This window comes from Bradyrhizobium sp. MI1.7 (genome assembly GCF_055811795.1).
This window is the reverse complement of record NZ_JBVVPO010000046.1, coordinates 14,252-28,562: the sequence shown is the minus strand read 5'-3', so window position 1 is coordinate 28,562 and position 14,311 is coordinate 14,252. Positions and strand designations below refer to the sequence as shown.

Genomic DNA, 14,311 nt, shown 5'->3' with positions numbered 1-14,311 from the left:
GCGCGCCTTGCGACGCGCCGTCTCCTTAGTCCGATAGAGGCTTGCTTACGCCGCCGGCGCCTTCGGCGCGCGGTTGCGCGAATTGCGCTGGAAGAACAGCGCCTGGCTCGCCACCGCCGACACCATCGCGGGCTGGAACGGCTTTGAGATCAGGAACGCCGGCTCGGGGCGCTCGCCGGTCAGGAAGCGCTCCGGATAGGCGGTGATGAATACCACCGGCACCTCGAAGGTGCGGAGCAGCTCGTTGACGGCGTCCAGGCCCGACGAGCCGTCGGCAAGCTGGATGTCGGCGAGGATCAGGCCCGGCCGCTTGTTCTTGGCCAGCGCCACCGCATCGGCATGGGTGCGCGCGACACCAACGACATTGTGACCGAGATTCTTCACCAGGCTCTCGAGGTCCATGGCGATGAAGGTCTCGTCCTCGATGATCAGCACGTCGGTCGCAATCTCGGCCGCCATCTCGCGTCCCGCGGCATCGGCAAGCCGCCGCGTCTCGGCGACGTCGGTGCCGAGGATGTAGCCGACTTCCTCTTCCGAGAATCCTTCGAGCGAGAGCAGCAGGAATGCCTGCCGCGGCAGCGGCGTGATGTTCGACAGCCGCCGCTCCGGCGGCATCGGCAAGGTCGTTACCTCGGCATCGTCGTTGACGGAGACCGAATTCCATATCTGGGTGAACAGCCGGAACAGGCCGGCGCGCGGACCGTGGCTCTCGTCGAGCACGGACGGATCTCCGAGCATCGCTTCCAACATGGCTGCGACATAGGCGTCACCGGAGGCCTGGCTGCCCGTCAGGGCGCGCGCGTACCGGCGCAACAACGGCAAGTGTTCAGCAACAAGCTGCGAACGGGACATCCCCACTCCATTCATCTTCGGGCCAACCTTGACGAACCAGGCAACAAGCGGGGAGGCCCGGGTTCCCCTGCTGGGCTGTCTACGCCTCACGCCAAGAAAAGTTCCGCTTATCTGGGAACTTTTTGTCGAACCTGGAATTGTGCCTATTCAGGGAACGGCTCCCGGTTGAGAGAACTTCTCGATTTTACAGTTACTTAACTCGGGGAAACGTGGAACAGGTCATGAAAGATCTCAAGTCTCAAGCCAGCAAAAGCACGACCCCCGGCAAGGGAGGCCTCACTCCGGAGATTCAGTCCCGGATCGGCCACCAGCTGCGCGCCATGTACGACGACGTGGTGCGGCAGGGGGTTCCGGACCGGTTCGCGGAACTGATCAAGAAGCTTGATGCGCCCGGAGGCGCACCCCAAGTGGAACCTGACAGGGGCTCCAACGACAACAATGGGAGGGATTAATGCCTCTCACGGACTCCCTTCGTGACGACATCCTCGCGGCCGTGCCAAGTCTGCGCGCGTTCGCGATCTCGCTGAGCGGCAATGCCGACCGCGCCGACGATCTGGTGCAGGAAACGCTTCTGCGTGCGCTCGCCAACATCGACTCGTTCCAGCCCGGCTCCAACCTGCCGGCGTGGCTGTTCACGATCCTTCGCAATCTGTTCCGCTCCGACTATCGCAAGCGGCGGCGGGAGGTGGAGGATGCCGAGGGCAACTATGCCAAGACGCTGAAGACGCAGCCGTCGCAGAACGCGCATCTCGAGTTCGAGGAGTTCCGCGGCGCGCTCGAGAAGCTTCCGCAGGACCAGCGCGAGGCCTTGATCCTGGTCGGCGCCTCCGGCTTCTCCTATGAGGACGCAGCTTCGATCTGCGGCTGTGCCGTCGGCACGATCAAGAGCCGCGTCAATCGCGCGCGCTCGAAGCTCGCTGCGCTGCTTTATGTCGATGGCGCCGAGGACTTCGGGCCCGACGAGACCGTGCGCGCCGTGATCGGCGGCAGCGGCGGATAGCGGCCGCGTCAACCGGACCGAGACGAATGTGAAGGCGGCCGTTTCTGCGGCCGCCTTTGCGCGTGTGTGAAAGCCGGATGGCGCGCGCGAGACGGATCATTCGTCCGCGAACGTGGCGGTGTCGGCGACGCTCGCGCGCGAGGTGCGGTAGCTGTTGACCTTGTGGGCGTCGTCGGCATAGCCGAACGAGATGCCGCAGACGACGCGGCGGTCGTCGGGCAGATTGAAGTGGCGGCGGATCAGCCCGGAATGGCGCGCGAGCGCCGCCTGCGGAATGGTGCCGAGCCCGAGCGCCTGCGCGGCCAGCATGAAATTCGAGACATAAGCGCCGCAATCGATCGCACCGTAGATGCCGAGCGGCTCGTCGGTGTGAATGATCGCGACATGCGGCGCACCGAAGAAATTGTAATTCTCCAGCGCCTGTTTTGCGTAAGCCATCTTGTCGCCGCGGGCGATGCCGAGCGTGTTGTAGAGCTGAAAGCCGCTCTCGCGGCGGCGTTCGAGATAGACGCCGGCATACTCGCGAGGTGGCGTGAAATCGTAATCGTCACCCAATCCGCCCGACGCTTCCTTGTAGATCGCCTGGCGGAAGCGCTCCTTGGCCGCGCCACTGGCGATGATGACCTGCCAGGGCTGGCTGTTGCACCAGGACGCGGTGCGCTGCGCGGTGGTCAGCACATGCTCGATGGTCGCGCGGTCGACCTCCTTGGCCAAGAAGGCGCGGACGGAGTAGCGCTCGTTGAGGAGCTCTTCGAGCACGCCGATGCGGTCCTGGGTCTGGCTCACTTTTGCATCCATGAATTAGCTCGCGCTCCTCGTAGGGTGGGCAAAGGCGCGATAGCGCCGTGCCCACCGACAGACTTACCCCGGCGCATCTGCATATGGTGGGCACGCTTCGCTTTGCCCACCCTACGCGATACAGCGAGAGGCTGGATCACCGACCCTTGGTCGGGATCTTGTTATACGGCACGTCCTTGTCGACGCGAATGTCGCCCGGCAATCCCAGCACGCGCTCGGCGATGATGTTGCGCAAGATCTCGTCGGTGCCGCCAGCGATGCGCATCGAGGGCGAGGACAGCAGCATCTGCTGGAACTGCCCCTGCACCGTCTCCTCGTCGGTGCCGGTGAGAACACCGGCCGCGCCCTGGAGGTCCATGGCGTAGGTCGCGATGTCCTGGAGCATCATGCCCGACACCAACTTGCCGATCGAATTCTCCGGCCCCGGCCGATCGCCCTTCGAGAGCGCCGAGATCGCGCGGTAGCTGGTGTATTTCAGCCCGCTCGACTTCACCGCCCAGCTCGCGAGCTTCGAGCGCACGGCGGGATCGTCGATGGCGAGCCCGTCCTCGAGCATCAGATTGGAGCAGAACTCGAACATTTCAGGGACGCCGGTCGCAAGCCGCGAGCCGATCGACATCCGCTCGTTCATCAGCGTCGTCAGTGACACGCTCCAGCCCTCGCCGACGGCGCCGAGGCGCTGGCTGTCGGGGATCACCACATCGGTGAAATAGACCTCGTTGAACTCCTGCATGCCGTTGGCCTGCTTGATCGGGCGAACCTCGACGCCCGGGCTCTTCATGTCCAGGAAGAACATGGTGAGGCCCTTGTGCTTGGGCACGTTCGGATCGGTCCGCGCGATCAACAGACCGAAGTCGGAATAATGCGCGCCGGAGGTCCAGATCTTCTGGCCGTTGACGACCCAATTGTCGCCCTTCTTCTCCGCGCGGGTGCGCAGCCCCGCGACGTCGGAGCCGGCGGACGGCTCGGAAAACAGCTGGCACCAGATCTCCTCGCCGGAGGCGAGCTTCGGCAGATGGCGGCGCTTGGCGTCCTCGCTGCCAAAAGCCATCACGGTCGGGCCGCACATGCCCTCGCCGATCTGGAACGGTTGCGTCAGCTTGCCGTAGACGCCCTCCTCCTGCTGCCAGATCACCTTCTCGATCGGCGTGGCGTCGCGGCCGCCATATTCCTTCGGCCAGTGCAGGCAGGCCCAATTGCCTTCGAACTTCTTCTTCTGCCAGGCCTTGCCGACATCGACGATGTCATGATTGGCCAGCCGGATGCGGCCGAGCGAGGATTTTGACAGCTCGGCATGCAACTCCCTCGGCGCATTGGCCTCGACCCATTTGCGCGCGGTCTCGCGGAAAGCGGCTTCCTGCGGGGTGTCGTCGAAATTCATGGCGAACCTCTCAATTCTTGCTCGGTGCGTAGGGTGGGCAAAGCGAAGCGTGCCCACCACCTTCCCTCGTTCTCGACAGAATTGGTGGGCACGGCGCTACGCGCCTTTGCCCACCCTACGACTCTAGCCTCTTCCCTTCGTCGGGATCTTGTTGAACGGCACGTCCTTGTCGACCCTGATATCGCCGGGCAGGCCCAGCACCCGCTCGGCGATGATGTTGCGCATGATCTCGTCGGTGCCGCCTTCGACGCGCGTGCCCGGCGCGCGCAAGAGCATCGCCTGGAAACGGCCGGCGAGTTCGCCATCCTCGCCGCTGATCACGCCGTTCGCACCCTGCAGGTCCAGCGCGTAGGTCGCGACGTCCTGGATCATCGAGCCCGCCACCAGCTTGCCGATGGAATTCTCCGGACCCGGGCGCTCGCCCTTCGACAGCGCCGAGATCGCGCGCATGCTGGTGTACTTCAGCCCGCTCGCCTTCACCGCCCAGTTCGCGAGCTTCGAGCGTACAGCGCGATCCTCGATCGCCGGGCCGTCGTCGAGCATCAGGCTGGAGCAATATTCGAACAGCTCCGGGAAGCCGGTCGAGACGGCCGCGCCGATCGCGCTGCGCTCGTTCATCAGCGTGGTCAGCGAGACGTTCCAGCCGTCACCGACCTCGCCGAGGCGCTGATGGTCGGGAATACGGACATTGGTGAAATAGACCTCGTTGAAGTCGGATGCACCGCTCGCCTGCTTGATCGGCCGCACCTCGACGCCCGGGCTCTTCATGTCCAGGAAGAACATGGTGAGGCCCTTGTGCTTGGGCACGGTCGGATCGGTGCGGGTCAGCAGGATGCCATAGTCGGAATAATGCGCGCCCGACGTCCAGATCTTCTGGCCGTTGATGACCCAGTCGTCGCCGTCCTTTTCCGCGCGCGTGTGCAGGCCCGCGACGTCGGAGCCGCCGGCCGGCTCGGAGAACAGCTGGCACCAGACCTTTTCGCCGGATGCGAGCGGCGGGAGGTACGTGCGCTTATGCTCCTCGCGGGCGAACGCCATCATGGTCGGCCCGCACATGCCATGGCCGATGATGAACATGCGGGACAGCTGGCCGAACGGCCCCTCTTCCTGCTGCCAGATCACGCGCTCGATCGGCGACGAGCCGCGCCCGCCATACTCCTTCGGCCAGTGCAGGCAGGCCCAGCCGGCATCGGCCTTCTTCTTCTGCCAGGCCTTGGCGACCTCGAGAATATTGGCGTTCTTGAGCTGGGTGCGGCCGAGCGAGGATTTGCGCAGCTCTTCCTCGTACTGCCTGGGCGCGTTCGCGCCGATCCAGGCGCGGGCGGTGGCGCGGAATTCGGCTTCCTGCGGGGTGTCGTCGAAATTCATGGTCTGTCATCCTTCGCCGGCGTCGTAGGATGGGTAGAGCGAAGCGAAACCCATCTGTCAGACCACCCGCGTCATGATGGGTTTCGCTACGCTCTACCCATCCTACAAATCACCTGTCGTTACGCCGCGTTCTTCTTGCGCATGCGGTCGATCAACTGGTCTTCCCAATAGGACAGGCTGCCGAGCCCGAGCGCCATGGCGTTGGCGCGGCGGTAGTACATGTGACAGTCGAACTCCCAGGTGAATCCCATACCGCCGTGAACCTGGATGTTGTTCTTGGCGCAATGCTGGAACGCCTGCGTCGCGCTGATGCGCGCGGCGGCGGCGGCTTCCGGCAGCTCGGCCGCGTTGGTCGAGAGCGCCCAGGCGCCGTAATAGCTGTTGGAGCGCGCCAGCGTCGCCGACACATACATGTCCGCGAGCATGTGCTTGACCGCCTGGAACGAGCCGATCTGGCGGCCGAAGGCGATGCGGTCGAGCGCGTAGTCGCGGCCCATTTCGAGCGCGCGGTCGGAGCCGCCGACCTGCTCGAATGCGCACAGCACCGCCGCGCGATCGAGCACCTGGGTCAAAATGCTCCAGCCTTCACCCGCAGCTCCCAGCGGCTCGGCCTTGCAATCCTTAAACGTGATCTCGGCCTGTCCGCGGGTCGGATCGAGATTGGTGAGGCTCTTCACCTCGACGCCACCGGCCTTGAGGTCGACGAGGAACAGCGAGATGTCGCCGTCGCGACCGCCCGATCCGGTGCGCGCGGCGACGACAGCGAAGTCGGCGATCGCACCATCCGCGACCGGCTTCTTCACGCCGTTGAGCACGCCATTCGCAGCGGTGAGCTTGACGTTCTTCGGCGACGGATTGCCCTTGCCCTCGAACAGCGCCAGCGTGCCGATCGCCTCGCCCGAGGCAATCGCCGGCAGCCATTTCTTCTTCTGGGCATCACTGCCCGCGATCAGCAGCGCTTCGGCGGCAAGATACACTGTCGAGGAGAACGGCACCGGCGCATTCGCCCGGCCCATCTCCTCCGCGATCACGCAGAGCTCGAGATGGCCCGCGCCAGCGCCACCGAACTCCTCTGGGATCGCGACACCGAGAAAGCCCATCTCGGCGAGGCCTTTCCAGAGGTCCTTGTCGTAGGGCGCCTTGCCGTCGAGCACGACGCGCACCGCCTTCGGCGAGCATTTTTCGGTGAGGAATTTGCGCGCCTGGTCGCGGAGCTGTTTCTGGTCGTCGGAGAAATCGAAGTTCATGGCGGGCTACCCTTATTTATTCGTTGTCATTTATTTGCGCCGTCATTCCGGGGCGCGCGGAGCGCGAGCCCGGAATCCATATCCACCAGCCGGGGTTATGGATTCCGGGCCTGGCCCTTCGGGCCATCCCGGAATGACGAGTTGAGAGAGTTGCGCATTCATCGCAGCACGATCACATCCTGATCAGGCTTGTCCGCATAGAGCCGCTTCACCAGCGCCGCACGGCGCTCCAGGCCGGCGCGCTGGTTGATGTAGCCCTTGTCGGTGAGTTCATTGCCGTCGATGGAGGGCGGCTCGGCCATCAGCATTGCGCGCGCGATAGCGCGGCTGCTGGCGCCGCCACACTCCGTGTTGTGTGCTTCGAGGCCACGTCTGAAGCAGGCGATCACCTCGGGATGTTTCACCGCGTCCTCGAAGCTCAGCTCGAGATTGCCGACGAGCTGGCGACAGGCGTGCAGGTTCGGCCATGCCAGCAGACCGATCGAGCATTGATCCTGCCCGGCAACCAGCGCGTCATGCACAACGGGCGTCGCCGCGGCGATCGCGTCAGTGCGGAGCGATCCGACATGGACGAAGGTGCCGGTGGTGAGCTTGAAGTCCTCTACGACGCGGCCGGCGAAGATGATGCCCTTCACCGGATCGGCATCGTCGACGAAGATGCCGGCATCGCCGATGCAGTAAAAACCTTCCTCGTCGAACATCTTCTTCGTCAGGTCCGGCTGGCCGAAATAGCCGGGCGTGACGTTGACGCCGCGCAGGCGCAGCTCGTATTTTGAGCCGCACGGCACCATCTTCAATTCGACGCCGGGGAACGGCAGGCCGATCAGGCCGACGCGCTCGGTGTCCCAATAGGTGCCGGTCGAGGTCGGCGCCGTCTCGGTCGAGCCCCAGCCGGTGTAGAACACGATGCGCTCGCCGGTCGTCTTCACCGCGAGCGCCTGCATGCGCTCATAGAGATCGTCGGGCAGCCGCGCGCCGCCATAGGCCATGATCGACAGGTTCTTGAAGAACGAGCGGCACAGCGCATCGTCCTTCTCCATGGCCGCCGCGAGCGCGGCATAGCCGGCCGGCACGTTGGCGTAATAGGTCGGCGAGATCTCGCGCAGATTCCGCAGCGTCTCCTCGAACTGGCCCGGCATCGGCCGGCCGTCATCGATATAGAGCGTGCCACCGTCGACCAGCACCGGGTGAAACGCCGCATTGCCGCCCATGGTGTGGTTCCATGGCATCCAGTCCAGCATGGTCGAGATCGGACCGCCGGGATCGCGCGGCCGCACCTGCATCATCATCGCCGCATTGGCGCACATCATCTCTTGCGTGTTGATGACCGCCTTGGGCATGCCGGTCGAGCCGGAGGTGAACAACAGCTTGCCCACGGTCTGCGGCGTGATCTTCGCGATCGATGCTTCGACATCGGCGGTCACGGACGTTGCCGCGAGCTCGGCAAAGCTGACGCTCGTGATGCCGTCGCAGGGACGAGCGACGTGAACGACGGTGACGCCGGTGAGGTCGAGTGCGTTCAGCGCCTTCTCGAAGGTCGGGCCGTCCTGCACCATCACCACGGCCGGCTTGATCAGGTCGAACAGATACTTCAGCTTGACGTGGTCATGGCTCATCAGCGAGTAGGCCGGCGACACCGGCGCTGCTGGCAAGCGCGCCTGCATCGCGGCCTGCGTCATCAGCGCGTGCTCGATCGAATTGCCGGAGAGGATCGTGACCGGGCGTCCCTCGAGCCTGAGATTAAGCAGCGCCTGCGTCAGCGCATCCACGGTGCGCTTGGCCTCACCGTAGGAGACCTTGCGCCATTCGCGGTTCGCTCCGCCGCGCTGCGCGAGCCAGATGCGCTCAGGCGCTTGCCTGGCCCATTTCGCCAGCGAGGCCGGAAGATGCGTCTCGTAGGCTTGCAGCGGAATGCGCGACTTCAGCACCACCGTGCCGTCGTCGCGCCGCTCGACGTCGATGTCGCGCGCGAGCCACTCGACCTTGCGAAAGGCGGGCTTCGTCATCACGGCCGCCGCACTTCCACTCATTTTGCGTCTCCCGGAATTATCGTCCTTTGCGGATCGTTCTCGTTTCAGCGCCTGATATAGACAGGCTTTCGCTTCTCAAGGAAGGCCCTGATGCCTTCCGAAAATTCCTCGGAGCGACTGCACAGGACCTGGTTGCGGTCCTCTATCGCGATAACGGTTTCCAGCGATCCCGCATCGACGCTCATGTTGAGACATTCTTTTGACAGGCGCAGTCCCACGGGCGACGCCGTCATCATCGCATCGACATAGGGCGCAGCAGCAGCATCGAGCTTATCTTCATCGACGACCTCGGACACGAGCCCAACCGCGAGCGCGCGCTCGGCGCCGATGAAACGTCCGGTCAGGATCAATTCGGACGCCACAGAGACGCCGACGAGCCGCGGCAGAAAGTAGCTGGTGCCGATGTCGCAGCCGCCGAGGCCGAGCTTGATGAAGGCGCAGTTCATCCGCGCCGACTTCGTCGCGATGCGGATGTCGGAGGCAAGCGCCAGCGCGAACCCGCCGCCGGCCGCCGCGCCCTGTACCAGAGCGATGATCGGCTGCGGACAACGCCGCATCAGCATCACGATGTCGGCGATGCGGCGCTGCGAGTCGAGCGACTCGGTGACACCGGGCGGCTCCTGCTGCCCGGCGCGGCGGGCCATCGCCGCTTTGAGGTCGAGGCCGGCGCAAAAATTCTTGCCGGCGCCTTTCAGCACGACGACGCGCGTGTCGCGGTTGCGCTGGAGGCCCTGGAAATAGACGTTGAGCGCATCGATCAGCGCGGGATCGAGGGCATTGAGGTTTTCAGGACGATTGAGCGTCACCGTATCGACGCCGTCGTTGTGCTCGATCAGCAGCGGTTGGGACATGGTGCGCTCCTGCTTACCGGTCTTGGCGGTGCCGATTATTGTGCCCTCTCCCCTTGCGGGAGAGGGCATGTACATCGCTAGCCACATACTCGCCGGGGTGAGGGGTCTGTCTCCGCGGATAGAGACCCCTCATCCGGCGCTTCGCGCCACCTTCTCCCACGAGGGGAGAAGGAAGAGCGCATCTACTACCGCGGCGCCATACGGATGGCTCCGTCGAGACGGATGGTCTCGCCGTTGAGCATCGCGTTCTCGACGATATGCACCGCGAGCGAGCCGTATTCCTTGGCATCGCCGAGGCGCGAGGGATGCGGCACCTGGGCACCGAGGCTCTTGCGGGCTTCTTCATTCAGACCCATCAACAACGGCGTGAAGAACAGGCCGGGCGCAATGGTGTTGACGCGGATCTTCTGGCTGGCGAGGTCGCGCGCGGCCGGCAGCGTTAGGCCGACGACGCCGCCCTTCGAGGCCGAGTAGGCGATCTGGCCAATCTGGCCTTCATAGGCGGCCACCGAGGCAGTGTTGATAATGACGCCGCGCTCTTCTCCGACGGGCTCGATCGTGACGAGGCGCTCGGCGAACAGACGCAGGCAGTTGAAGGTGCCGATCAGATTGACGTTGATGATGCGCGCAAACTTTTCGAGCGGATAGATGCCGTCGCGGCCGACGATGCGCTGCGAGCCGCCGATGCCGGCGCAGTTCATCAGCACGCGCGCGACGCCGTGCGCGGCTTCCGCCTTCGCGATTGCTGCCTTGATCTGCTCCTCGCTGGTGACGTCGGCATGAAGCGCGACGCCCTTCACTTCGGTAGCGACCTTCTCTGCATTGTCCTTGTTCTGATCGATCACACCAATCTTGGCGCCCTTGGCGGCCATGGCGCGCGCGGTCGCTTCACCAAGACCCGAACCACCACCGGTGATGAGAACGGCTACGTCTTTCAATTCCATGACAGGCTACCTTTCCTTGGGCGTTTCTTCTCTAGACTTGTACGTCTCGGCCGGATTATCCGGCCGCGGCAGCTTCCTCGGCTTGCGTGAGGATGCCACCGCAAATCAGCGTTTCCATGTGCTTGATGTATTGCCGGCATACGTCATCGGTGACCGGACCGACGCCGGTCGCGCGAGACATCGCGTGCCGGCCAAAGAACAGGTGATCGCAGGCGCCGATCAGGCTGGTGTAGAACAGCACCGGATCGGTGGCACGGAACTCGCCGCGGCTGACGCCCTCAGTGAGCAGGCGGCGATGGAAATCCAGCAGCGGCGCGACGAAGAACTTTGAGACTTCGTCGGCAGAGCCGGCATTGGTCTCATGCAGCAGATAGTGAATCAGCCGATTCATGTAGGGGAACCGGTAATAGGCGCGGATGATGCCGGCGATGTGCAGCTTCAGCTTCGCCGTCGATGTGATCGGTTGCGCCAGCAGATATTCGAGATTTGACATCTCGGTCGCGGCATCGCGCGCGAGCAGCGCCAGCAAGAGGCCGTCCTTGTTGCCGAAATGATATTTGACCAGCGCGGCATTGGCGCCCGACTTCTGGGCGATGTCGGACAGCGAGATCTCGATCGACGAGCGTTCGATCATCAGCTCGCTCGCGGCCACGAGCAATTTCTCTGCCGTGGAATTCTTTCCGCTGGGGAGCCTGTTCGGTACGCTGGTAGTCACGGAGTTCCCTGTTCTCGCCGCTTGAAGCGGCCGCAGATAAGCCGAAGCAGCGCCTCATCACAAGAGTTAATTGATCGATTGACTAAACGATATCGCGCCCATTAAATCCGCCGCGACAATCCAAACTCGATAGAGAACAATCCAGGGAGAGACCGACATGGCCGAGGCTTACATCGTCGCCGCTGCGCGTACCGCGGGCGGGCGCAAGGGGGGCCGCCTCGCCGGCTGGCATCCGGCCGATCTCGCCGCGAAGGTGCTGGACGAACTGGTCGATCGCACCAAGGTCGATCCCGCCCTGGTCGAGGACGTGATCATGGGCTGCGTGATGCAGGTCGGCGAGCAGTCCAACAACGTCGCGCGCAACGCGATCATGGCCTCGAAGCTGCCGGAGAGCGTTCCGGGCACCTCGATCGACCGGCAGTGCGGCTCCTCGCAGCAGGCGCTGCACTTCGCCGCGCAAGCCGTGATGTCCGGCACGATGGACGTGGTGATCGCCGCCGGCGTGGAATCGATGACGCGCGTGCCGATGGGCCTGTCCTCGCAGCTTCCGGCCAAGAACGGCTTTGGCAATTACAAGAGCCCGGGCATCGAGCACAAATATCCGAACATCGTGTTCAGCCAGTTCACCGGCGCGGAGATGATGGCCGAGAAGTACGGCCTGTCGAAGAATGATCTCGACGAATACTCCTACAACAGCCATCAGCGCGCGATCGCAGCGACGCAAGCCGGCCACTTCAAGAAGGAGATCGTGCCGCTCGAGATCACCCGCGCCGACGGCAGCAAGGACACCCATCACATCGACGAAGGCATCCGCTTCGACGCCACGCTCGACGGCATCAAGGGCGTCAAGCTGATTGCCGAGAACGGCAAGCTGACGGCGGCGAGCGCCAGCCAGATCTGCGACGGCGCCTCCGGTGTCATGGTGGTGAACGAGCGCGGCCTCAAGCAGCTCGGCCTCACGCCGCTGGCGCGCATCCATCACATGACCATGACCGGCGGCGATCCCGTCATCATGCTCGATGCTCCGCTGCACGCCACCAAGCGCGCGCTGGAGAAGGCCGGCATGACGATCGACGACATCGACCTGTTCGAGGTCAACGAGGCCTTCGCCTCGGTGCCGACCGGCTGGCTCAAGACCACCGGCGCCGATCCAGCCCGCCTCAACGTCAATGGCGGCGCCATCGCGCTCGGTCATCCGCTCGGCGGCTCCGGCACCAAGTTGATGACCACACTGGTCCACGCCCTGCACCAGCGCGGCAAGCGCTATGGTCTTCAGACCATGTGCGAAGGCGGCGGCATGGCGAATGTAACGATCGTGGAGCGGCTGTAAGCTGCTGCTGCCACACTAACGGTGTCGTCCCGGCGAAAGCCGGGACCCATACCGCGAAATCTATCGATTGTGGTTGGTCGCAGTACCGAACGACAATCCTCTGCCAAACGACGCCCTGTGGTTATGGGTCCCGGCTTTCGCCGGGACGACATCTCGTGTGCCTTGGGACCTACGCTTATGACCCATCCGTCCGTCTACGCCAAAACCACGCCCGACAAGATCGCCTACCAGATGGCCGGGACCGGCAAGGCGATCACCTATCGCGAGCTCGACGAGCTCTCGAACCAGGGCGCAAACCTGTTCCGCTCGCTCGGCCTGAAGGCCGGCGACCACATCGCGCTCTTGATGGAAAACCGTCTCGCGTTCATGGAGATCTGCTGGGCCGCGCAACGCAGCGGGCTCTATTACACCGCCATCAGCCGCTATCTGAAGCAGGACGAGATCGACTACATCATCGGCGATTGCGGCGCCAAGGTCGTGATCACCACGCCGAAATGCGCCGACCAGATCAGGGCCCTGATCAAGGGGACCGCAGGCGAGCCGATCTTCTACATGGTCGACGAACCCCAGCCCGGCTTCCGCTCCTACGACAAGGAAGCGTCGGCACAGCCGACAACGCCGATTGCGGACGAGGTCGCCGGCTACGACATGCTGTATTCGTCCGGCACCACCGGCCGACCGAAGGGCATCAAGAGGGCCTTCGAAGGCAACAAGATCGACGTGCCGAACGCCTTCCTGCGCGTCCTCTGCGCCGACATGTGCGGCATGAATGCGGAGAGCACCTATCTCTCGCCGGCGCCGCTCTATCACGCGGCTCCGCTGCGCTTCAACATGATGGCGATCGTGCTGGGCGGCACCTCCATCATCATGGAGCATTTTGACGCCGAGGATTTTCTCAAGCTCGTCGAGAAGTACAAGGTCACGCAGTCACAGCTTGTACCGACCATGTTCGTGCGCATGCTGAAGCTGCCGGACGAGGTTCGCGGCAAGTACAACGTCTCCACGCTGAAGGGCGCGATCCACGCCGCTGCCCCCTGCCCTGTCGACGTCAAGGCAAAAATGATCGAATGGTGGGGACCGATCCTGATCGAGTATTACGCCGGCTCGGAAGGCAACGGCGTCACCGTCTGCAATTCGCAGCAATGGCTGGAGCATCGCGGCAGCGTCGGCCGCGCCGTGGTCGGCAAGATCAAGATCCTGGACGAGAACGACGAGGAGCAGCCGGTGGGCGAGATCGGCACGGTCTATTTCGCCGATGCGCCTGTTTTCACCTATCACAACGATCCAGAGAAAACGAAGAAGGCCTACAACGCCAAGGGTTGGTCGACGCTTGGCGACGTCGGCTACCTCGACAAGGACGGTTTTCTGTTCCTCACCGACCGCAAGTCCTACATGATCATCTCCGGCGGGGTGAACATCTACCCGCAGGAGACCGAGGACGTGCTCATCACTCACCCTGATATCGCCGACGTCGCCGTGTTCGGCGTGCCGAACGAGGAGATGGGCGAAGAGGTGAAGGCGGTGGTGCAGCCACACGACATGAGCCGCGCCGGCAAGGCGCTCGAAGCCGACCTGATCGCCTACTGCAAGACACGTCTCTCGGCGATCAAATGCCCGCGCTCGATCGATTTCGAAGCCGAGCTGCCGCGCACGCCGACGGGCAAGCTGGTGAAGCGGCATCTGCGCGACCGGTATTGGCCGAAGACGACGGCAAAGATTTAGCCACTTGCTTACCCTCCCCTGGAGGGGGAGGGTCGGCGCGAAGCGGAATGCGCAGCGGGGCGGGGTGACAGTC

The 14,311-nt window shown here is 63.9% G+C and carries 13 protein-coding genes; 4 read left to right on the top strand and 9 right to left on the bottom strand.

The window, feature by feature from the left end; genetic code table 11:
* Positions 1-45 precede the first annotated feature (45 nt).
* Positions 46-852, bottom strand: coding sequence for a response regulator (locus tag AC0L3X_RS32025; protein ID WP_014491706.1), 807 nt, complete (start codon positions 850-852; stop codon positions 46-48).
* 221 nt (positions 853-1,073) lie between these two features.
* Between AC0L3X_RS32025 and AC0L3X_RS32020 the strand changes: the two genes are divergently transcribed.
* Both AC0L3X_RS32020 and AC0L3X_RS32015 read left to right on the top strand, forming a co-directional pair.
* Positions 1,074-1,304: a NepR family anti-sigma factor gene (locus AC0L3X_RS32020; protein WP_063986724.1), complete on the top strand. Its 231-nt coding sequence runs from the start codon at positions 1,074-1,076 to the stop codon at positions 1,302-1,304.
* The gene (locus tag AC0L3X_RS32015; protein ID WP_014491704.1) at positions 1,304-1,852 is read left to right on the top strand and encodes a sigma-70 family RNA polymerase sigma factor; all 549 of its coding nucleotides are present in this window, start codon (positions 1,304-1,306) and stop codon (positions 1,850-1,852) included. The genes AC0L3X_RS32020 and AC0L3X_RS32015 overlap by 1 nt, the downstream gene beginning before the upstream one ends.
* Before the next feature lie 96 nt (positions 1,853-1,948).
* Here the strand turns inward: AC0L3X_RS32015 and AC0L3X_RS32010 are convergent, their stop codons facing one another.
* From AC0L3X_RS32010 to AC0L3X_RS31975, 8 genes are all read right to left on the bottom strand, one after another.
* Positions 1,949-2,650 (bottom strand): nitroreductase, encoded by a 702-nt coding sequence (locus AC0L3X_RS32010; RefSeq protein WP_063985747.1) that lies wholly within the window; start codon positions 2,648-2,650, stop codon positions 1,949-1,951.
* 136 nt (positions 2,651-2,786) lie between these two features.
* Complete coding sequence (locus AC0L3X_RS32005; RefSeq protein ID WP_231143661.1) at positions 2,787-4,031, bottom strand: acyl-CoA dehydrogenase; 1,245 nt, start codon at positions 4,029-4,031, stop codon at positions 2,787-2,789.
* Between the two features lie 123 nt (positions 4,032-4,154).
* Entirely contained in the window at positions 4,155-5,399 is a 1,245-nt protein-coding gene (locus tag AC0L3X_RS32000) for an acyl-CoA dehydrogenase (protein WP_063985749.1), read from the bottom strand.
* Positions 5,400-5,518: 119 nt separating this feature from the next.
* Positions 5,519-6,646 carry an acyl-CoA dehydrogenase family protein gene (locus tag AC0L3X_RS31995; RefSeq protein WP_231143662.1) on the bottom strand — a complete coding sequence of 376 codons (1,128 nt, stop codon included), beginning with the start codon at positions 6,644-6,646 and terminating at the stop codon, positions 5,519-5,521.
* A gap of 158 nt (positions 6,647-6,804) precedes the next feature.
* The gene (locus AC0L3X_RS31990; protein ID WP_063985751.1) at positions 6,805-8,676 is read right to left on the bottom strand and encodes an AMP-binding protein; all 1,872 of its coding nucleotides are present in this window, start codon (positions 8,674-8,676) and stop codon (positions 6,805-6,807) included.
* Positions 8,677-8,720: 44 nt separating this feature from the next.
* Positions 8,721-9,527: an enoyl-CoA hydratase/isomerase family protein gene (locus AC0L3X_RS31985; RefSeq protein ID WP_063985752.1), complete on the bottom strand. Its 807-nt coding sequence runs from the start codon at positions 9,525-9,527 to the stop codon at positions 8,721-8,723.
* Positions 9,528-9,712: 185 nt separating this feature from the next.
* Entirely contained in the window at positions 9,713-10,471 is a 759-nt protein-coding gene (locus AC0L3X_RS31980) for an SDR family NAD(P)-dependent oxidoreductase (protein ID WP_063985753.1), read from the bottom strand.
* Between the two features lie 55 nt (positions 10,472-10,526).
* Positions 10,527-11,105 (bottom strand): TetR family transcriptional regulator, encoded by a 579-nt coding sequence (locus AC0L3X_RS31975; RefSeq protein ID WP_231143663.1) that lies wholly within the window; start codon positions 11,103-11,105, stop codon positions 10,527-10,529.
* Between the two features lie 238 nt (positions 11,106-11,343).
* On the opposite strand from AC0L3X_RS31975, the gene AC0L3X_RS31970 reads away from it, so the two are divergent.
* A complete protein-coding gene (locus tag AC0L3X_RS31970) occupies positions 11,344-12,516 on the top strand; it encodes an acetyl-CoA C-acetyltransferase (RefSeq protein WP_063985755.1) in 1,173 nt (390 codons plus the stop codon).
* Between the two features lie 177 nt (positions 12,517-12,693).
* Positions 12,694-14,238, top strand: coding sequence for an acyl-CoA synthetase (locus AC0L3X_RS31965; RefSeq protein ID WP_063985756.1), 1,545 nt, complete (start codon positions 12,694-12,696; stop codon positions 14,236-14,238).
* Positions 14,239-14,311 lie beyond the last annotated feature (73 nt).

Bases quoted from the DNA above. Each gene is read 5' to 3' on its own strand.
- AC0L3X_RS32025 (WP_014491706.1), bottom strand. From the start codon at position 852: ATGTCCCGTTCGCAGCTTGTTGCTGAACACTTGCCGTTGTTGCGCCGG.
- AC0L3X_RS32020 (WP_063986724.1), top strand. From the start codon at position 1,074: ATGAAAGATCTCAAGTCTCAAGCCAGCAAAAGCACGACCCCCGGCAAG.
- AC0L3X_RS32015 (WP_014491704.1), top strand. From the start codon at position 1,304: ATGCCTCTCACGGACTCCCTTCGTGACGACATCCTCGCGGCCGTGCCA.
- AC0L3X_RS32010 (WP_063985747.1), bottom strand. From the start codon at position 2,650: ATGGATGCAAAAGTGAGCCAGACCCAGGACCGCATCGGCGTGCTCGAA.
- AC0L3X_RS32005 (WP_231143661.1), bottom strand. From the start codon at position 4,031: ATGAATTTCGACGACACCCCGCAGGAAGCCGCTTTCCGCGAGACCGCG.
- AC0L3X_RS32000 (WP_063985749.1), bottom strand. From the start codon at position 5,399: ATGAATTTCGACGACACCCCGCAGGAAGCCGAATTCCGCGCCACCGCC.
- AC0L3X_RS31995 (WP_231143662.1), bottom strand. From the start codon at position 6,646: ATGAACTTCGATTTCTCCGACGACCAGAAACAGCTCCGCGACCAGGCG.
- AC0L3X_RS31990 (WP_063985751.1), bottom strand. From the start codon at position 8,676: ATGAGTGGAAGTGCGGCGGCCGTGATGACGAAGCCCGCCTTTCGCAAG.
- AC0L3X_RS31985 (WP_063985752.1), bottom strand. From the start codon at position 9,527: ATGTCCCAACCGCTGCTGATCGAGCACAACGACGGCGTCGATACGGTG.
- AC0L3X_RS31980 (WP_063985753.1), bottom strand. From the start codon at position 10,471: ATGGAATTGAAAGACGTAGCCGTTCTCATCACCGGTGGTGGTTCGGGT.
- AC0L3X_RS31975 (WP_231143663.1), bottom strand. From the start codon at position 11,105: ATGATCGAACGCTCGTCGATCGAGATCTCGCTGTCCGACATCGCCCAG.
- AC0L3X_RS31970 (WP_063985755.1), top strand. From the start codon at position 11,344: ATGGCCGAGGCTTACATCGTCGCCGCTGCGCGTACCGCGGGCGGGCGC.
- AC0L3X_RS31965 (WP_063985756.1), top strand. From the start codon at position 12,694: ATGACCCATCCGTCCGTCTACGCCAAAACCACGCCCGACAAGATCGCC.